Genomic DNA, 15,395 nt, shown 5'->3' on the forward strand with positions numbered 1-15,395 from the left:
AGTGAAAAAAGTAGCTTTTTATACTTTAGGATGTAAAGTAAATCAATATGAAACAGAAGCTATGCTTGAGATGTTTAAAAAAGATGGATACACTCAAGTTGATAGTGAAGAATTTGCAGATGTTTATGTTATAAATACATGTACAGTAACACACATGAGTGATAGAAAATCACGTCAATATATAAGAAGAATGAAAAAGAAAAATCCAGACGCTATAATAGCTGTTGTTGGATGCTACTCTCAAGTTTCTCCAGAAGAAATTTTAGAAATAGAAGAAGTAAATTTAGTTATGGGAACTAATGAGAGAAGACAAATAGTTGAAGAGATAAAAAAATTAGATGCATCTAAAAAAGCTAGTACAGTTGACGACATAATGAAAGTAAGAGCTTTTGAAGAAATTGAAATAAATCAAGCTAATGGAAGAACTAGAGCATTTATGAAAATTCAAGATGGATGTGATAGATTCTGTTCTTACTGTATAATACCTTACGCAAGAGGTGGAAAGGTAAGAAGTAGAGATTTAGAGAGTGTAGTAAATGAAGCTAAGAAGTTAGCAGATAATGGATACACAGAAATAGTTTTAACGGGGATACATGTTGCATCTTACGGAAAAGATGTTAGTGAAGCTGAAGTTAATTTATTAAGTGTTATAAAGGCTATAAATGAAATTGATGGAGTTAAGAGAATAAGATTAAGTTCAGTAGAGCCTATATTAATGACTGATGAATTTATAGACACAGTTTCTAAAATGCCAAAAGTATGTCCTCATTTCCATTTATCATTACAAAGTGGATGTGATGAAACGTTAAAAAGAATGAACAGAAGATACACTACAGAAGAATACAAGGAAATAGTTGATAAATTAAGAGAAAAGATGCCTGAAGTGGCAATAACTACAGATGTAATAGTTGGATTCCCAGGAGAAACTAATGATGAATTTAATCAAACATATAAGTTTTTAAGTGATATAAAACTTTCACAAATGCATGTGTTTAAGTACTCTCCAAGAAAAGGAACACCAGCAGCAACTATGGAAAATCAAATAGATCCTCAAATGAAACAACTAAGAAGTGATAAATTAATAGCATTAAATAAAAAGAATTTTAATGAGTTTGCAGAAAACTTTACAGGAGAAGAGTTTGAAGTGTTGTTTGAACAGAACATAGAAGGCAAAAAATATGAAGGTTTAACACCTAACTATATAAGAGTAGTAGTTGAAAGTGATGAAGATATACATGGTAAGATATTAAATACTAAAATATTACATGTAAAAGATGAATACGTAGAAGGAATTTTAGTATAATATGTAGAAATAATAACTCTTAATAGATAGGAGGTGTAAATATGAGCTGTATATTTTGTAAAATTATAAATGGAGAAATACCATCAAATAAAGTTTATGAAGATGATAAAGTCTTAGCTTTTAATGATATAAATCCTGTTGCACCATTACATGTTTTAGTTATACCTAAAGAGCATTATGAATCAATAATAGACATAGGTGAAGAAAATATGGAAATAATTGCACATATTCATAAGGTTATTAATAAAATAGTTAAAGAAAAAGGATATGACAAAACTGGATTTAGAATAATAAATAACTGTGGAGATGATGGATGCCAAGAGGTTAAGCATATCCATTATCATGTATTAGCAGGAAAGAAATTAGATTGGTATGATGCTGAGAAGTAATATATAAATTAAACTTTTAGACGTATTATTCATAAAAATACTTGAAAAAAAAATAAGATTAGTTTATAATAAACAAAGTGTGAGGTTGTAATGCATATTATGCAGATATAATCGAGTTACAGTCCCAGCATAATTTGCGCTATCGGAGGGAGGGAAAAAGAATGTCAGAAGTAAGAGTAAGAGAAAACGAAACATTAGACAGCGCTTTAAGAAGATTTAAGCGTTCATGTGCTATGTCTGGCATAATGTCTGAAGTAAGAAAAAGAGAACACTATGATAAGCCAAGCGTAAGACGTAAGAAAAAAGCTGAAGCTGCAAGAAGAAAAAACGCTAAGAAATAATTTTTGTAGATAAGAGGTGAAGGGATATGTCCCTTAAAGCAAAGTTACAAGAAGACTTAAAACTTGCTATGAAAAACAAAGATACAGTAAAAAAATCTGTTGTTACATTAATAAGAGCTGAAATCAAGCAGCGTGAAGTTGACACTAGAACAGAACTTGGTGATGACGAAATTATAGACGTAATAACAAAACAGTTAAAGCAACGTAGAGATGCAAAAACTGAATTTGCAAAAGCATCAAGAGACGATTTAGTTCAAGAGGCCGAAGCTGAGATTGAAGTATTAATGGAATACCTACCTCGACAGCTGAGCAAAGAAGAATTAAATGAGATAGTCAAAGATACTATATCTGAAGTAGGAGCTACTTCTATGAAAGATATGGGAAAAATCATGGCAGCTATAAAGCCGAAAACAAAAGGTGTAGCTGACGGAAAAATGATAAATGAGTTAGTTAAATCTAACTTACAATAGATAGAAAAACCTAGAGCGAATGCTCTAGGTTTTTTGCTTTTTATTTATTTAACAATCTTTGTCCAAATAATTGTAATAATATTGATTACTCTCTCATATTTATAAATTAAATAGAGGATAAAGAGAGGGTGAATTCATTGATCATATCTACAAAAGAAATAAAGAAGTTTATAATAAGTGTTTTTATACCTATTATAGTTGGGTTTTCGAGTAGCTTTATATCTGAATTCTTAAGTCAAACAAATACAAGTACATATTATTCAAATTTAATAAAACCAGGTTTTTTCCCTCCTGGGTATATATTTCCTATAGTATGGACTATTTTCTACGTACTTATGGGGATATCAGCTTATTTAATTTCTAAAAAAGGATTGAATACTCTTAAAGTAAGAGATGCTATGTTTTATTATTACTTACAATTAGGATTGAACTTTATATGGCCTATTTTATTCTTTGGATTAGGGCTTAGATTCACAGCTTTGATAGTTATAGGACTTATGATAATAATTGTATTAATTATGATAATTAAATTTGCTAAAATTGACAAAAGAGCAGCTTATATAAATTTACCATATTTAGCTTGGTTATTTTATGCATTCTTTTTAAATTACGTTATATGGTCAATAAATAGATAAAAATAAAAGCCGGCTTGGCTTTATTTTTTTTTGAAATAAAAGTCTCAAAATGTATTAAAGGAACATACTATTATATTAAGGCTTCCAAACCAATACAAGTAATTAAAATAAAAAAAGGACATAGAATATATTAAGGGGGGTTATGAGTATGATAGAAGTTCCTACTGATTTACAGGTAAATCAACCTACAGTCACTGTTTTGGGGAATACATTTGTAAGTATAGAAAATTACAAATCCATATTAGAATACGATGTAAATTTAATTAAAATAAAAACAAAATTAAATACTATAAAAATATGTGGTGAAAAGTTATATTTAAAGCATATTACTGATACGGAGATAGGAATAAAAGGAATTATATATAGTGTAGAATACACTACATAGGGGGGAGTTACGTTTGATAAGTTATATTAGAGGTTACTATGTAGTAACTATAGAGGGGATAAATACAGAAAAATTTTTAAACACATTAATAAGAAATAAAGTTAATGTTTATGATGTAAAACGAATTTCAAACACTAAAATTGAGCTTAAGGTTGATAGAAAAAGTATTAGAGCGCTCAAAAGTATTTATAGAGGAAGTAAGTTTGAGGTTAAAATAAAACAAAAAACAGGATTGCCTTTTTTGGCTAGGCGTATATATAGATATAAAGGAATGTGGATATGCGCTATGCTTTCCTTGGTTTTATTAATGAGTACATCGTTATTTGTAACAGATGTATATATAAAAGCTCCAGAGGGAATTGATAAAGTGCTTGTAAGGAAGGAGCTTGAAAAAGCGGGTGTAAGGCCTGGTGTGTATAAAAAGGGCATAGATAGAAAAGAAGTAAGAGACCAAATTATGGGAGAGTTTGGTGATATTGCTTATGTATCTATAAATGTAAAAGGAACTAATATATTTGTTACAATAACAAAGAAAGATGAATCATTACAAGAGAAAAAAGAAACTAATTATTGTAATATAATTGCTAAGAAAAATGGTATAATAGAAAAGGTAATACCAAGAAGTGGTAAACAAGTAGCTAATGTAGGTGATATAGTAAGAAGAGGGGACGTCTTAGTATCGGGATCGAATACTAAATCTCTACCAGAAGTATGGGCAACTACATTTTATGAGTCAAAACAAAGTACAAATTACATAGACAAGGTTAAAACTAGAACTGGTAATAAAAAAACAGTATATACATTTAGCTTCTACGATAAAAAATATACATTAAGAAGAAATATAGACTTTAAAAATTACGAAATCGAAAATAAAGAACATGTTTTAACTATTGGGGACTATACTTTTCCTTTAAAAATAAAGTCTAGTATTTTCCATGAAGTAAATGTAAAAGAAGTTGAGAAAAATAAAGAAGAAGTAAAAGAAGATTTAAAACAAAAGGCTCTTAAAGAACTTGAATACACTATTCCTGTTGATTCAAGATATAAAGATGTTAAGCATCAATATAAAGTTAAAAAAGACAAATTAGAGTACATAGTAACTGTTACAACTTTAGAAAATATAGCTAAGGTACACTCTTTAAGCAAATCGGAAGCTGAAGAATTAATTAGACAAGAAAGTAAGCCTAAAGAAGGTGAAGAAGAAGTACCTTCAAATCCAGATAAAAGACCTATTAATGATATAAGAAATGAATTTAAGGATATAAATAAAGATAAAGATGCAAAAGATAAAGAGGAAGTTCAAACAAGGGATAACTAAGGAGGATAAACGTTGATAGTACAAAAGAGTTTTGAAATAACAGATGATAAATTTGAAAGAGAACTATTTGGAAACTTTGACGAAAATATAAAAATAATAGAGAAGAGTTTAAATGTAGATGTACTGTTAAGAGAAGGCAATATAGTTTTAATAGGTCAAAATAAAAATGTAGAAAAAGCTATAGAATTTATAAATGAATTATATAAAAATTTTAAAATAGGTAAAACTTTAGATAAACAGAGTATTACTTATGCTATAGAATTATTAAATGAAGGAAATAAAGAGCAAATAGAAGAATTAGAAGATACTATAGCTGTAACTAAAAAAGGTAGAGAAGTTAAACCAAAAACAATAGGACAAAAACATTATATAAATCTTATTAGAAACAATGATATAACACTTGGAGTTGGGCCAGCAGGGACAGGTAAAACATATCTTGCAGTAGCTATGGCAGTTAGAGCTTTTAAAAAAGAGGAAATAAGCAGAATTATATTAACTAGACCAGCTGTTGAGGCAGGCGAGAGCTTAGGTTTTTTACCAGGAGATATGAAAGATAAAGTAGACCCTTATTTACGACCTCTTTACGATGCATTATTTGATATGTTAGGCGATGAAAAATGTGCTAAATATATTGAAAGAGGTATAATAGAAGTGGCTCCGTTAGCTTTTATGAGAGGAAGAACTCTAGATAATGCATTTATAATTTTAGATGAAGCCCAAAATACAACTCCAGAGCAAATGAAGATGTTTTTAACTAGATTAGGTTTTGGATCAAAAGCTGTAGTTACGGGAGACTTAACACAAATAGATTTACCAAATAAATATAAAAGTGGATTAATTCAAGCTATGGATGTTTTAAAAGATGTAGATGGAGTTGGTATAAATAAATTTACAGAAAAAGATGTCGTTAGACATGAATTAGTACAAAGAATAATTAAAGCTTATGAAAAATTTGATGAAGAACAAGAGTTAAATAAATTTAATGATGATAGAAACAAAAGAAATAGGAGATAAATTATGGAAATTATATTAGACAATAGACAAGATAAGATAAAAGTAAGTGAAGACCTTTTAGGAAAAATCAATGATATAATCGTTGAGACATTATACTATGAAGGTTATGATGACAATTATGAAGTAAGTTTGTCTTTTGTTGACAATGAAGAAATACATGAATTAAATAGAGAATATAGAGGGGTAGATAGAGCTACAGATGTTTTATCTTTTCCACTTTTAACAGATGAGTTTGATGTTGAAATAGAAGAAGAATCTTTAGGAGATATTGTTATATCTCTAGAAAGAGCTTTAGAACAAAGTGAAGAATATGATCATAGTTTTGAAAGAGAAGTATGTTTTTTAGTATGTCATAGTATGTTCCACTTATTAGGTTATGATCATGATACTGAAGAGAATACAACGGATATGAGAAAACGAGAAGAGGATGTACTAAACAAGCTTAATATAACAAGGGAGTAAACTTATGGGTAAAAAGAAAGGTAAACAAGGGATAATAAATGCCTTTAATGCAGCTATTGCTGGGATTTTATATACTTTCAAGCATGAAAGAAATATGAAAATACACTACTTTGTTGCAGCATTAGTTCTTACAATTAGTTTGTTTTGTGAATTTAATAAATTCGAAATGATGCTATTATTATTTACAATAAGCTTAGTTGTAATATCAGAAATGTTTAATACAGCTATAGAAAAAACTGTAGACATGATAACGGATACATATCACCCATTAGCTAAAATAGCAAAAGATGTTGCTGCTGGAGGAGTACTAATAGCAAGTTTAAATGCTTGTATAATTGGTTATTTACTATTTTATGATAAACTAGAAACTGTAGGAGCATCTGTATTTTTTACAATAAGAAAATCACCAATTCATGTTACTCTTATATGTATAGTTTTAGTTTTAATAGCAGTAGTAGTAGTGAAATCATTAACATCTACAGGAACTCCGCTACAAGGAGGAATGCCAAGTGGTCACTCGGCGCTTGCTTTCGCACTTGCTACACTTGTAACATTTATGACAGAAAGAGTGGTAGCATCAACACTTGCTTATTTAATGGCAGTTTTAGTTGCGCAAAGTAGAATAGAAGGTAAAATACATACTTTTTGGGAAACTGTAGCGGGGGCATTACTTGGAGTTTTGGTAGCTATGTTAGTTTTACAAATAGCTCAATATTAAAAGGTGGGAAAAATATTCCCGCTTTTTTTGCTTAAGAAAATATAAATATACTTTTTTCTTTTTTTCTATTTTGGTATAATGTAATGTACTACTTAAAATAAAAAGTATAGGTGGTCTTTGATGGAGGTTAATATAATGGATAATAGAGAATTATTAGAAATAGCAGAAAAAGCAAGAGAGCACTCTTATTCACCATATTCAAATTTTAAAGTTGGTGCAGCACTTTTAACTAAGAGTGGTAAAGTTTTTACGGGTTGTAATGTAGAATGTGCATCTTTTGGAGGGACAAATTGCGCGGAAAGAACTGCGCTATTTAAAGCTATCTCTGAAGGGTATAAAGATATAGAGGCAATAGCTGTAGCTAGTACTAATTCAGAAAAAAATGAACCTACATATCCGTGTGCTATATGTAGACAGGTAATAATTGAGTTTGGGCCACATATAAGAATAATAACTGGATACTCAAAAGGAGATATACAGGAACAAACTATCGCAGAATTAGTTCCACATTATTTCTCAGGTAGTGACTTCAAATAAATTAAAACAACAAAAGACAAATTGAAAAGAGGAATTAATATGTTTAAATCAGGATTTGTTAGTATAGTAGGAAGACCAAATGTTGGGAAATCTACTCTTATGAATAGCGTAGTTGGAGAAAAAATAGCTATAATGAGTGATAAACCACAAACAACAAGAAACACTATACAAGCAGTTTACACAGACAAAGAATGTCAAATGGTATTTTTAGATACACCAGGTATTCATAAGCCTAAAAATAAATTAGGAGAATTTATGGTGAAATCAGCTACAGATGCATTCAAAAATGTCGATGTAGTATTATATGTAGTTGATGAGTCAAAAAAGATTGGACCAGGAGACAGAATGATAATCGAAAATTTAAGAGGAATAAAAACTCCTAAAATTTTGGTTCTAAACAAAATTGACATGTTAAGTGAAGAAGAATTATTCGACTTAATGAAAATGTACGATGCGGAAAATATGTTTGATGAGATTGTTCCAATATCAGCATTAAAAGGTAAGAATACTGATAGATTACTAAAAGTAATAGAAAGATACTTAGAGGAAGGACCTCAATATTTCCCAGAGTATATGATAACAGATCAACCTGAAAGAGTTTTAGTATCTGAACTTATAAGAGAAAAAGTTTTACACTATGTACATGATGAGATACCTCATGGGGTTGCTGTAGAAATAGAAAGAATGAAAAAAAGACCAGATAAAGATATAATAGATATATCTGCTGTTATATACTGTGAAAGAGATTCACATAAAGGTATAATAATAGGTAAAAATGGTAGAAAGTTAAAAGGAATAGGAAAATCAGCAAGAGAAGAGATTGAATTATTACTAGGATCTCAAATTAACCTTCAAGTTTGGGTTAAAGTTAAAGAAAATTGGAGAAACCTACAAAGTTTTATAAATAACTTTGGGTATACTGATAAATAATAAAGGTGGGTTTTATGGATAGGAAAGATGAACATTCCAAGCTGTTGTTAAATCAAGTTGAGGATTTAATAGACAACAATAAAATTTTAGAATTAAGAGAATTAATGGAAGAATATCATAACAGGGATATTTTTGACATACTAGAAAACTTAGACGAAGACAAACAAATAAAGCTTTTTGAAATATTACCTATAGATATGGCAGCTTCCATACTTGATGAAACTGATTCAGAATTTTTTAGGCATATACTTTCTAAGTTAAACATAGAGCATAAAGCTAATATTTTAGAAATGATGTCTTTAGATGATATGGCAGATATCTTAGGCGAGTTAGAAGAAAATGAGAGAGAAGAAATTATAAACCTTCTAAATCAAGAGGATGCCGAAGATGTAAAAGAACTTCTTATATATGAAGAAGAATCTGCTGGAGGTATAATGACAACTGGCTACATATCTATAAATAAAGATATGACAGCAAAAGAGGCCATAGATTATATGAGAGAGAATGCTATAGATGCAGAAACTATCTATTATATGTATGTGGTTGATAATTTTGATAAGCTAGTTGGAGTATTATCATTAAGAGAGCTTATAATATCGAGAGATGATAGCATAATAGAAGATTTGATGAGTGAAAATATAATTTCTGTATATGTAGATGAAGATCGAGAAGAAGCTGTTAAACTTGTATCTAAATACGATTTAATAGCTATCCCTGTAATAGATAGAAATCGCATTTTAAAAGGAATTATAACAGTAGATGATGTAATAGATGTAATTGAAGAAGAAGCTAGTGAAGATATGTATAAATTCGCTGGTACATCAGAACAAGAAAGAGATACTATCGAACAAACTAATGTAGATCCAAAAGATAAGGTATTGTCGTCTTTTAAAGCTAGAATACCTTGGCTTATAGTAACTTTAGTTGGTGGTTTTATAGCTACATTGATATTATCGAGTTTTGATTATGTAATAGATTCAAAGTATTTTCCTTTGATATACTTTGTTCCGGTTGTTACAGGTATGGCTGGGAATATAGGGACTCAAGCATCAGCACTTACTGTAATGGCACTGTCTAATAAAAAGTTAGATTTTAAAAATGTATTATTAGAAGGAATGGTAGGTGTATTTACAGGAATTATATGTAGTTTAATTATAGGAATAGCTACGTATATTTTTGTAAATGACATAAATATAGTTTTAATAGTATCTGTATCATTGCTTATAAATATGATAATAGGAGCGATGATTGGGTCATTTATACCTATGATGTTTAAAAAAATGGATGTAGATCCGTCAATTGTTTCTGCTCCATTAATAGCTACATCCCTTGATATAATTGGGATGGTTATCTATTTTTTAATAACAACAATTACATTGTCAAAAATTGTCTAACAACTTAATGCATTTTTTTCCCCTTTCTTACTAAAAATATAGTATAAGCGTAAGAAGGGGGTTTTTAAAAATGAACAATCTGTGTTGGGAAGTTTTTAAAAAAACAGGAAGTATAGAAGCCTATCTATACTTAAAAAATAGCATAAATACAAACAATGGCGAAGTTAATATGAATAGGGAGATAGAAAACGACCATGATAATTGTGAACACCCAGGGGATAGTACTAAGATCAGCAAGATATAAAGAAAATGATTTGATTTTAACAATATTTACACGAAAACTTGGGAAGATATCAGCTATAGCAAAAGGCGCAAAACGAAATAAAAGTTCGTTACTATCTTCTTCCCAGGTTTTCTCCTACTCTAACTTTACTTTAAAAAAACAAGGTAACATGTATAGAGTGAGTCAAAGTGAGACCATTAAAAACTTTTATGATATTGCATATGATATAGAAGCCTTTTCCTATGCTACATATATAACAAGTTTAGTAGATGGATCTATATATGAAAATCAAACTAATAACAGGCTTTTTGTTTTACTAGCACAAACTCTTTATCTATATACTCAAAATGAGGTTGATAAAGAATACATAACTAGAGCATTTGAACTAAAGTTTTTAGACTATACAGGCTTTAAACCAATAGTAAATAGATGTGTCAACTGTAATACTACAAATCTTAAAAGTAGTGTATTTAATGTTGATGAAGGTGGAATACTATGTGAAAAGTGTAAAGAAAACCATGTGTATAATTTTAAAATTGATAGTACTACTATAAAATTAATGGATTATATTTTTAGAAATGATATATTAACTTGTAGTAAAGCTAAGGTATCAAAATACTTAGTAAATGAACTAACAAAAATTTTAAAAGTATACGTTCAGGTTTACGTTGACAATGCAAACACAAAATCATTACACTTATTACAAGGAATAGAAAATAATAAAGGAGCTGATATTGATGATTGATATAACATTAGAAAAGATAGATCAAGTATTAGAGAGAGTTCCAAGTGCAAGTTATGCAGAAGCTAAAGAAGCATTAGTGATTAGCGATGGAAATGTATTAGATGCAATAATATATTTAGAGCAAAACAAAAAAACTACAAAAGTAAAAAATAAGGCAAAAGAAAAAATGGAAACTGCTTTAGGAAAAGATGCAGAAGAAATAAAAAATCAATTAAAAGAAATGCTAAAAAGAAGTAACGTTATAAGAGTAATAGTTGAAAAAGACAATAAAATTATAATGAATATTCCTTTAACAGTTGGAGTTGTTGGGTTAGCACTAGGACCTTTAGTTACATTAGTGGGACTTTCAGCAGCTGTAATAGGCAAATTTAATATAAAAGTTCAAAATGAAGAAGACAAAACAGTTGTTGATTTAGGAGAACTAAATGAAGAGACATTAAATATGCTAAAAAATATGTTAACAAGCACTGCAAAAGAAGTTACTGATGTAGTTAAACACAATAAAAAAGATGACAAAGATATAACTGAAGAATTAATAAAAGAGGATGACGATATAACTAAATACTAAAAAAGTGTTGACAAAACTAATATTTAAGCATATTGACAAATACTCTATACTTTGATATTCTAAAAGTTAGAAAATAACCATTTAATGGCCTTTCGTGTAGACGAAAGGCTTTGTTTTTAATACAGGAGGTATTCGTATGAATTTTCAAAATATGATACTAACATTACAAGATTATTGGGCTAAGCAAGGATGTATAATGATGCAACCTTATGACGTAGAAAAAGGTGCAGGAACAATGAACCCAAATACATTCTTAAGATCTTTAGGACCAGAACCTTGGAAAGTATGTTATGTAGAACCATCTAGAAGACCGGCAGATGGAAGATACGGTGAGAACCCAAATAGATTATATCAACATCACCAATTCCAAGTTATCTTAAAACCATCTCCAGATAATATACAAGAGTTATACTTAGGAAGTTTAGAAGCTATAGGAATAGATACAAAAGCACACGATATAAGATTTGTTGAAGATAACTGGGAAGCAACTGCTGTTGGAGCATGGGGTCTTGGTTGGGAAGTTTGGTTAGACGGTATGGAAATAACACAGTTTACTTACTTCCAACAAGTTGGTGGAATCGAGTGTGAGCTTGAAACAGGAGAAATTACATATGGTTTAGAAAGACTAGCTATGTACCTTCAAGAAGTTGAAAGTGTATACGATTTAAAATGGAATGATGAAATAACATATGGAGAAGTATTCAATAGAGCTGAATATGAAAACTCTGTATACGCATTTGAAGAGTGTGATGCAGATATGTTATTTAACTTATTTGATGTATATGAAAAAGAAGCATTAAGACTTATGGAAAAAGGATTAATAACTCCAGCATATGATTATGTGTTAAAATGTTCGCACACATTCAATACTCTAGATGCAAGAGGAGCTATAGGTGTAAGTCAAAGAGCTTCATTTATAAGTAGAGTTAGAAATATGGCTAGAACAGTAGCTAAGGCTTATGTAGAGTTAAGAAAAGAAATGGGATATCCACTTTTAAAGGAAGGTGACAAATAATGAAAAATTACCTTTTATTTGAAATAGGTGTTGAGGAATTACCTGCAAGATATGTAAATTCAGCAATGGACCAATTAAAAACTAACATAGTTAAATCTTTTAATGAAAATAGAATAACTTTTGATGAAGTTAATGTATATTCTACACCAAGAAGATTAACTGTTATAGTTAATAATATATGTGAAAAACAATCAGATTTAGAAGAAGAAGTAAAAGGACCAGCTAAGAGAATAGCGGTTGATGCTGAAGGCAACTATACTAAACCTCTTTTAGGATTTATGAAGAGCAAAGGTATAAAAGAAGAAGACTTATACTTTAAACAAGTTGGAAAAGAAGAATATGCTTTCGGTAAAATAAAGCAAGATGGACAATTAACTAGTAAAGTTTTAAAAAGCATACTTCCTGAAGCTATAAAATCTATGACGTTCCCTAAGGCTATGCGTTGGGGTGGAAAGAACATGAGATTTATAAGACCGATAAGATGGATGGTTTGTATATTAAATGATTCTGTACTTGATATAGAGTTAGAAGGAATAGTATCATCTAATACTACTAAAGGACATAGATTCTTAGGAGAAAGTGAATTTGAAGTAAATACTTTAAATGAATACTTAACTAAATTAGAAGAGAACTTTGTAATATTAAATCAAGACGAAAGAAAAGAATTAATAAAGAAACAATGTGACGATGTTGCTAAATCTTTAGGTGGAGAAATAGAGTTTGATGAAGAATTACTTGAAGAAGTAACTCATTTAGTAGAGTATCCAACTGCATTCTATGGAGAATTTGATGAAGATTATGCTAAACTTCCAAAGGAAGTTGTAATAACACCAATGAAACAACATCAAAGATATTTCCCTGTTTTAAAGGATGGAAAATTACTTCCAAACTTTATAGCTGTTAGAAATGGAGATAGCCATAGAATTGATAACGTTAAAAAAGGTAATGAAAAAGTATTAGAAGCTAGACTTGCAGATGCATTATTCTTCTATAAAGAAGATACTAAGAAGTCTTTAGAAAGCTACATAGAAAAATTAAAAACTGTTGTATTCCAAGCTAAACTTGGTACAGTTTATGATAAATCTTTAAGAATAGAAAAATTAGCTAATGATATATTAGAAAAATTAAATGAAACAGATATAAAAGAAGATACACTTCGTGCAGCTAAATTATGCAAGGCAGACTTAGTTACAGGTATGGTATTTGAATTTACTGAACTTCAAGGTGTAATGGGAAGAGAATATGCAAAAGTAAGTGGTGAAAATGAAAATGTAGCAGAAGCTATATTTGAGCATTATTTACCTAGATTTGCAGGAGATATACTTCCGGCTACTAAATCTGGAATAGTTTTATCTATAGCAGATAAATTAGATTCTATAGCAGGATTCTTTGCTATAGGAATACAACCAACAGGATCACAAGATCCATATGCTTTAAGAAGACAAGCATTAGGTATAATAAATATATTAATGGATAACAACTTAGATATAAGTTTAAGAGAACTTGTATTATTAACTCTTGATAATTATTCATTTATAGAGTTTGATAAAGATGAAGTTCTAAATCAAATAATGGAATTCTTCAAAGATAGAATAAAGAATTTATTTAGAGATTTAGGCATAAGATATGATGTTATAGACGCTATATTAAGTTCTAATATAGATGATATAGCTGATATGTATGCTAGAGCTAAGGCTTTAAACTCTTGGATAGATAAAGGTGAGTTAGTTGAAATGTTAACAGCATTCAACAGAGTTGCTACTTTAGCAGAGAAAGCTGAAACTAATGAAGTTAATATAAACTTAATGAGAGAAGAAGCAGAATTTAATTTATATCAACAATTCCAAGAAATAAGTTCAAATGTTGAGCACTTATTAGCTAATAAAGAATATACAAAAGCTCTTGATGCATTCGCATCGTTAAGACCAGCAATAGATAATATGTTTGACTCAGTAATGATAATGGACAAGGACGAGGCTATAAAGAACAACAGATTAGCCATATTAAAACAAATATATGACATAATGTTAAATATTTGTGACCTATCAAAGATAGTGTACAAATAGTCTGTTAAAATAACCGAGGGAATTTTTCCTCGGTTATTTAAATCTTTAATAAAAGTAGATTATAGGGTAAATTTTACCTAAAGTGGGATAAAAAAGGACCCTATGGTTAAAACTGTAATTAAATAAATAAGAAATTAAATATATAAATTTAATTTCTGTATTTACAACACAATATAAAATATATATAATATACTATATAAGATAAAAACGGATAAACAGTGTATCACAATAAAGAGGAGTGTGATTATTATTCAACTTAATAATAGACAACTAAAGATAATCGATATCGTTAAAGAAAGTGAACCTATAACAAGTGAATGCATAGCAGCCAAACTTAATGTGACTAGAGCTACATTAAGGTCTGATTTAGCTATACTTACTATGACTGGAGTATTAGATGCTAGACCTAAGGTTGGGTATTTTTATTCAGGAATAGATAAAGTTAACTTACTAGGAGATAAAATAAAAAACAAAACTGTAGCGGACATAATGAGTATGCCTATAATGGTAACACAAGACACAAGTGTATATGATACTATAGTAAACATATTTTTATCAGATGTTGGAAGTGTATTCATAATAGATGATGAAAAAGAACTATGTGGAATAGTATCAAGAAAAGATTTATTAAAAGCAACTATAGGTGGGGGAGACATAAACAAGATACCTGTAGGTATGATAATGACAAGAACACCTAATGTTGTAACTGTTACAAGTGAAGATACTGTTGTACTAGCAGCAAAGAGAATAATAGAACACGAAGTAGATTCAATACCTGTTGTAGAAGAAATAAAAAGGGATAATACAATAATAAATAAGGTTGTTGGTAGAATTTCTAAAACTAACATAACAAAACTATTTTTAGAGATAGCGGATAATTAA

At 29.3% G+C, this 15,395-nt stretch carries 19 protein-coding genes; all 19 read left to right on the forward strand.

The window, feature by feature from the left end; genetic code table 11:
* Nucleotide 1: 1 nt before the first annotated feature.
* The 19 genes from mtaB (at nt 2) to ccpN (ending at nt 15,395) form a co-directional block, all read left to right on the forward strand.
* Nucleotides 2-1,303 (forward strand): tRNA (N(6)-L-threonylcarbamoyladenosine(37)-C(2))-methylthiotransferase MtaB, encoded by a 1,302-nt coding sequence (gene mtaB / locus GFJ41_RS06775; protein ID WP_035114497.1) that lies wholly within the window; start codon nt 2-4, stop codon nt 1,301-1,303.
* Between the two features lie 41 nt (nt 1,304-1,344).
* On the forward strand, nt 1,345-1,692 hold the full coding sequence (locus GFJ41_RS06780; RefSeq protein ID WP_021429942.1) for a histidine triad nucleotide-binding protein: 348 nt from the start codon (nt 1,345-1,347) through the stop codon (nt 1,690-1,692).
* Nucleotides 1,693-1,853: 161 nt separating this feature from the next.
* On the forward strand, nt 1,854-2,033 hold the full coding sequence (gene rpsU / locus GFJ41_RS06785) for a 30S ribosomal protein S21 (RefSeq protein WP_021125460.1): 180 nt from the start codon (nt 1,854-1,856) through the stop codon (nt 2,031-2,033).
* 26 nt (nt 2,034-2,059) lie between these two features.
* Nucleotides 2,060-2,503 carry a GatB/YqeY domain-containing protein gene (locus GFJ41_RS06790; protein ID WP_021429856.1) on the forward strand — a complete coding sequence of 148 codons (444 nt, stop codon included), beginning with the start codon at nt 2,060-2,062 and terminating at the stop codon, nt 2,501-2,503.
* A gap of 128 nt (nt 2,504-2,631) precedes the next feature.
* Nucleotides 2,632-3,138 (forward strand): TspO/MBR family protein, encoded by a 507-nt coding sequence (locus GFJ41_RS06795; RefSeq protein ID WP_334296657.1) that lies wholly within the window; start codon nt 2,632-2,634, stop codon nt 3,136-3,138.
* A gap of 148 nt (nt 3,139-3,286) precedes the next feature.
* Entirely contained in the window at nt 3,287-3,523 is a 237-nt protein-coding gene (locus GFJ41_RS06800) for a YabP/YqfC family sporulation protein (RefSeq protein WP_021429932.1), read from the forward strand.
* A gap of 13 nt (nt 3,524-3,536) precedes the next feature.
* Nucleotides 3,537-4,841, forward strand: a complete 1,305-nt coding sequence (gene yqfD / locus GFJ41_RS06805; protein ID WP_035114492.1) for a sporulation protein YqfD — start codon at nt 3,537-3,539, stop codon at nt 4,839-4,841.
* 12 nt (nt 4,842-4,853) lie between these two features.
* Complete coding sequence (locus GFJ41_RS06810; protein WP_021429958.1) at nt 4,854-5,855, forward strand: PhoH family protein; 1,002 nt, start codon at nt 4,854-4,856, stop codon at nt 5,853-5,855.
* 3 nt (nt 5,856-5,858) lie between these two features.
* Entirely contained in the window at nt 5,859-6,317 is a 459-nt protein-coding gene (gene ybeY / locus GFJ41_RS06815) for an rRNA maturation RNase YbeY (RefSeq protein WP_035114490.1), read from the forward strand.
* Between the two features lie 4 nt (nt 6,318-6,321).
* A complete protein-coding gene (locus tag GFJ41_RS06820; RefSeq protein ID WP_021429952.1) occupies nt 6,322-7,035 on the forward strand; it encodes a diacylglycerol kinase in 714 nt (237 codons plus the stop codon).
* 135 nt (nt 7,036-7,170) lie between these two features.
* The gene (gene cdd / locus GFJ41_RS06825; RefSeq protein ID WP_021429957.1) at nt 7,171-7,572 is read left to right on the forward strand and encodes a cytidine deaminase; all 402 of its coding nucleotides are present in this window, start codon (nt 7,171-7,173) and stop codon (nt 7,570-7,572) included.
* Between the two features lie 39 nt (nt 7,573-7,611).
* Complete coding sequence (era, locus tag GFJ41_RS06830; protein ID WP_021429909.1) at nt 7,612-8,502, forward strand: GTPase Era; 891 nt, start codon at nt 7,612-7,614, stop codon at nt 8,500-8,502.
* 14 nt (nt 8,503-8,516) lie between these two features.
* Nucleotides 8,517-9,896, forward strand: a complete 1,380-nt coding sequence (mgtE, locus tag GFJ41_RS06835; protein WP_170074947.1) for a magnesium transporter — start codon at nt 8,517-8,519, stop codon at nt 9,894-9,896.
* A gap of 70 nt (nt 9,897-9,966) precedes the next feature.
* Nucleotides 9,967-10,140: a YqzL family protein gene (locus GFJ41_RS06840; protein ID WP_021429941.1), complete on the forward strand. Its 174-nt coding sequence runs from the start codon at nt 9,967-9,969 to the stop codon at nt 10,138-10,140.
* Complete coding sequence (gene recO / locus GFJ41_RS06845; protein WP_025161638.1) at nt 10,091-10,864, forward strand: DNA repair protein RecO; 774 nt, start codon at nt 10,091-10,093, stop codon at nt 10,862-10,864. The genes GFJ41_RS06840 and recO overlap by 50 nt, the downstream gene beginning before the upstream one ends.
* Nucleotides 10,857-11,432, forward strand: coding sequence for a DUF4342 domain-containing protein (locus tag GFJ41_RS06850; RefSeq protein WP_035114488.1), 576 nt, complete (start codon nt 10,857-10,859; stop codon nt 11,430-11,432). Before recO ends, GFJ41_RS06850 begins: the two co-directional genes overlap by 8 nt.
* A 136-nt stretch (nt 11,433-11,568) precedes the next feature.
* Nucleotides 11,569-12,447, forward strand: a complete 879-nt coding sequence (gene glyQ / locus GFJ41_RS06855; RefSeq protein WP_021429889.1) for a glycine--tRNA ligase subunit alpha — start codon at nt 11,569-11,571, stop codon at nt 12,445-12,447.
* A complete protein-coding gene (gene glyS, locus GFJ41_RS06860; protein WP_035114486.1) occupies nt 12,447-14,513 on the forward strand; it encodes a glycine--tRNA ligase subunit beta in 2,067 nt (688 codons plus the stop codon). Before glyQ ends, glyS begins: the two co-directional genes overlap by 1 nt.
* Nucleotides 14,514-14,753: 240 nt before the next feature.
* Nucleotides 14,754-15,395, forward strand: a complete 642-nt coding sequence (gene ccpN, locus GFJ41_RS06865) for a transcriptional regulator CcpN (protein WP_025161637.1) — start codon at nt 14,754-14,756, stop codon at nt 15,393-15,395.

It is taken from the genome of Paraclostridium dentum (genome assembly GCF_012922555.1).
GTDB classification, from domain to species: Bacteria; Bacillota; Clostridia; order Peptostreptococcales; family Peptostreptococcaceae; genus Paraclostridium; species Paraclostridium dentum.

Excerpts from the sequence above, each read along its gene's own strand:
- cdd (WP_021429957.1), top strand. The coding sequence starts at position 7,171 with ATGGATAATAGAGAATTATTAGAAATAGCAGAAAAAGCAAGAGAGCAC.
- GFJ41_RS06820 (WP_021429952.1), top strand. The coding sequence starts at position 6,322 with ATGGGTAAAAAGAAAGGTAAACAAGGGATAATAAATGCCTTTAATGCA.
- glyQ (WP_021429889.1), top strand. The coding sequence starts at position 11,569 with ATGAATTTTCAAAATATGATACTAACATTACAAGATTATTGGGCTAAG.
- GFJ41_RS06790 (WP_021429856.1), top strand. The coding sequence starts at position 2,060 with ATGTCCCTTAAAGCAAAGTTACAAGAAGACTTAAAACTTGCTATGAAA.
- rpsU (WP_021125460.1), top strand. The coding sequence starts at position 1,854 with ATGTCAGAAGTAAGAGTAAGAGAAAACGAAACATTAGACAGCGCTTTA.
- GFJ41_RS06850 (WP_035114488.1), top strand. The coding sequence starts at position 10,857 with ATGATTGATATAACATTAGAAAAGATAGATCAAGTATTAGAGAGAGTT.
- GFJ41_RS06800 (WP_021429932.1), top strand. The coding sequence starts at position 3,287 with ATGATAGAAGTTCCTACTGATTTACAGGTAAATCAACCTACAGTCACT.
- glyS (WP_035114486.1), top strand. The coding sequence starts at position 12,447 with ATGAAAAATTACCTTTTATTTGAAATAGGTGTTGAGGAATTACCTGCA.
- era (WP_021429909.1), top strand. The coding sequence starts at position 7,612 with ATGTTTAAATCAGGATTTGTTAGTATAGTAGGAAGACCAAATGTTGGG.
- GFJ41_RS06840 (WP_021429941.1), top strand. The coding sequence starts at position 9,967 with ATGAACAATCTGTGTTGGGAAGTTTTTAAAAAAACAGGAAGTATAGAA.
- recO (WP_025161638.1), top strand. The coding sequence starts at position 10,091 with ATGATAATTGTGAACACCCAGGGGATAGTACTAAGATCAGCAAGATAT.
- GFJ41_RS06780 (WP_021429942.1), top strand. The coding sequence starts at position 1,345 with ATGAGCTGTATATTTTGTAAAATTATAAATGGAGAAATACCATCAAAT.
- ybeY (WP_035114490.1), top strand. The coding sequence starts at position 5,859 with ATGGAAATTATATTAGACAATAGACAAGATAAGATAAAAGTAAGTGAA.
- mgtE (WP_170074947.1), top strand. The coding sequence starts at position 8,517 with ATGGATAGGAAAGATGAACATTCCAAGCTGTTGTTAAATCAAGTTGAG.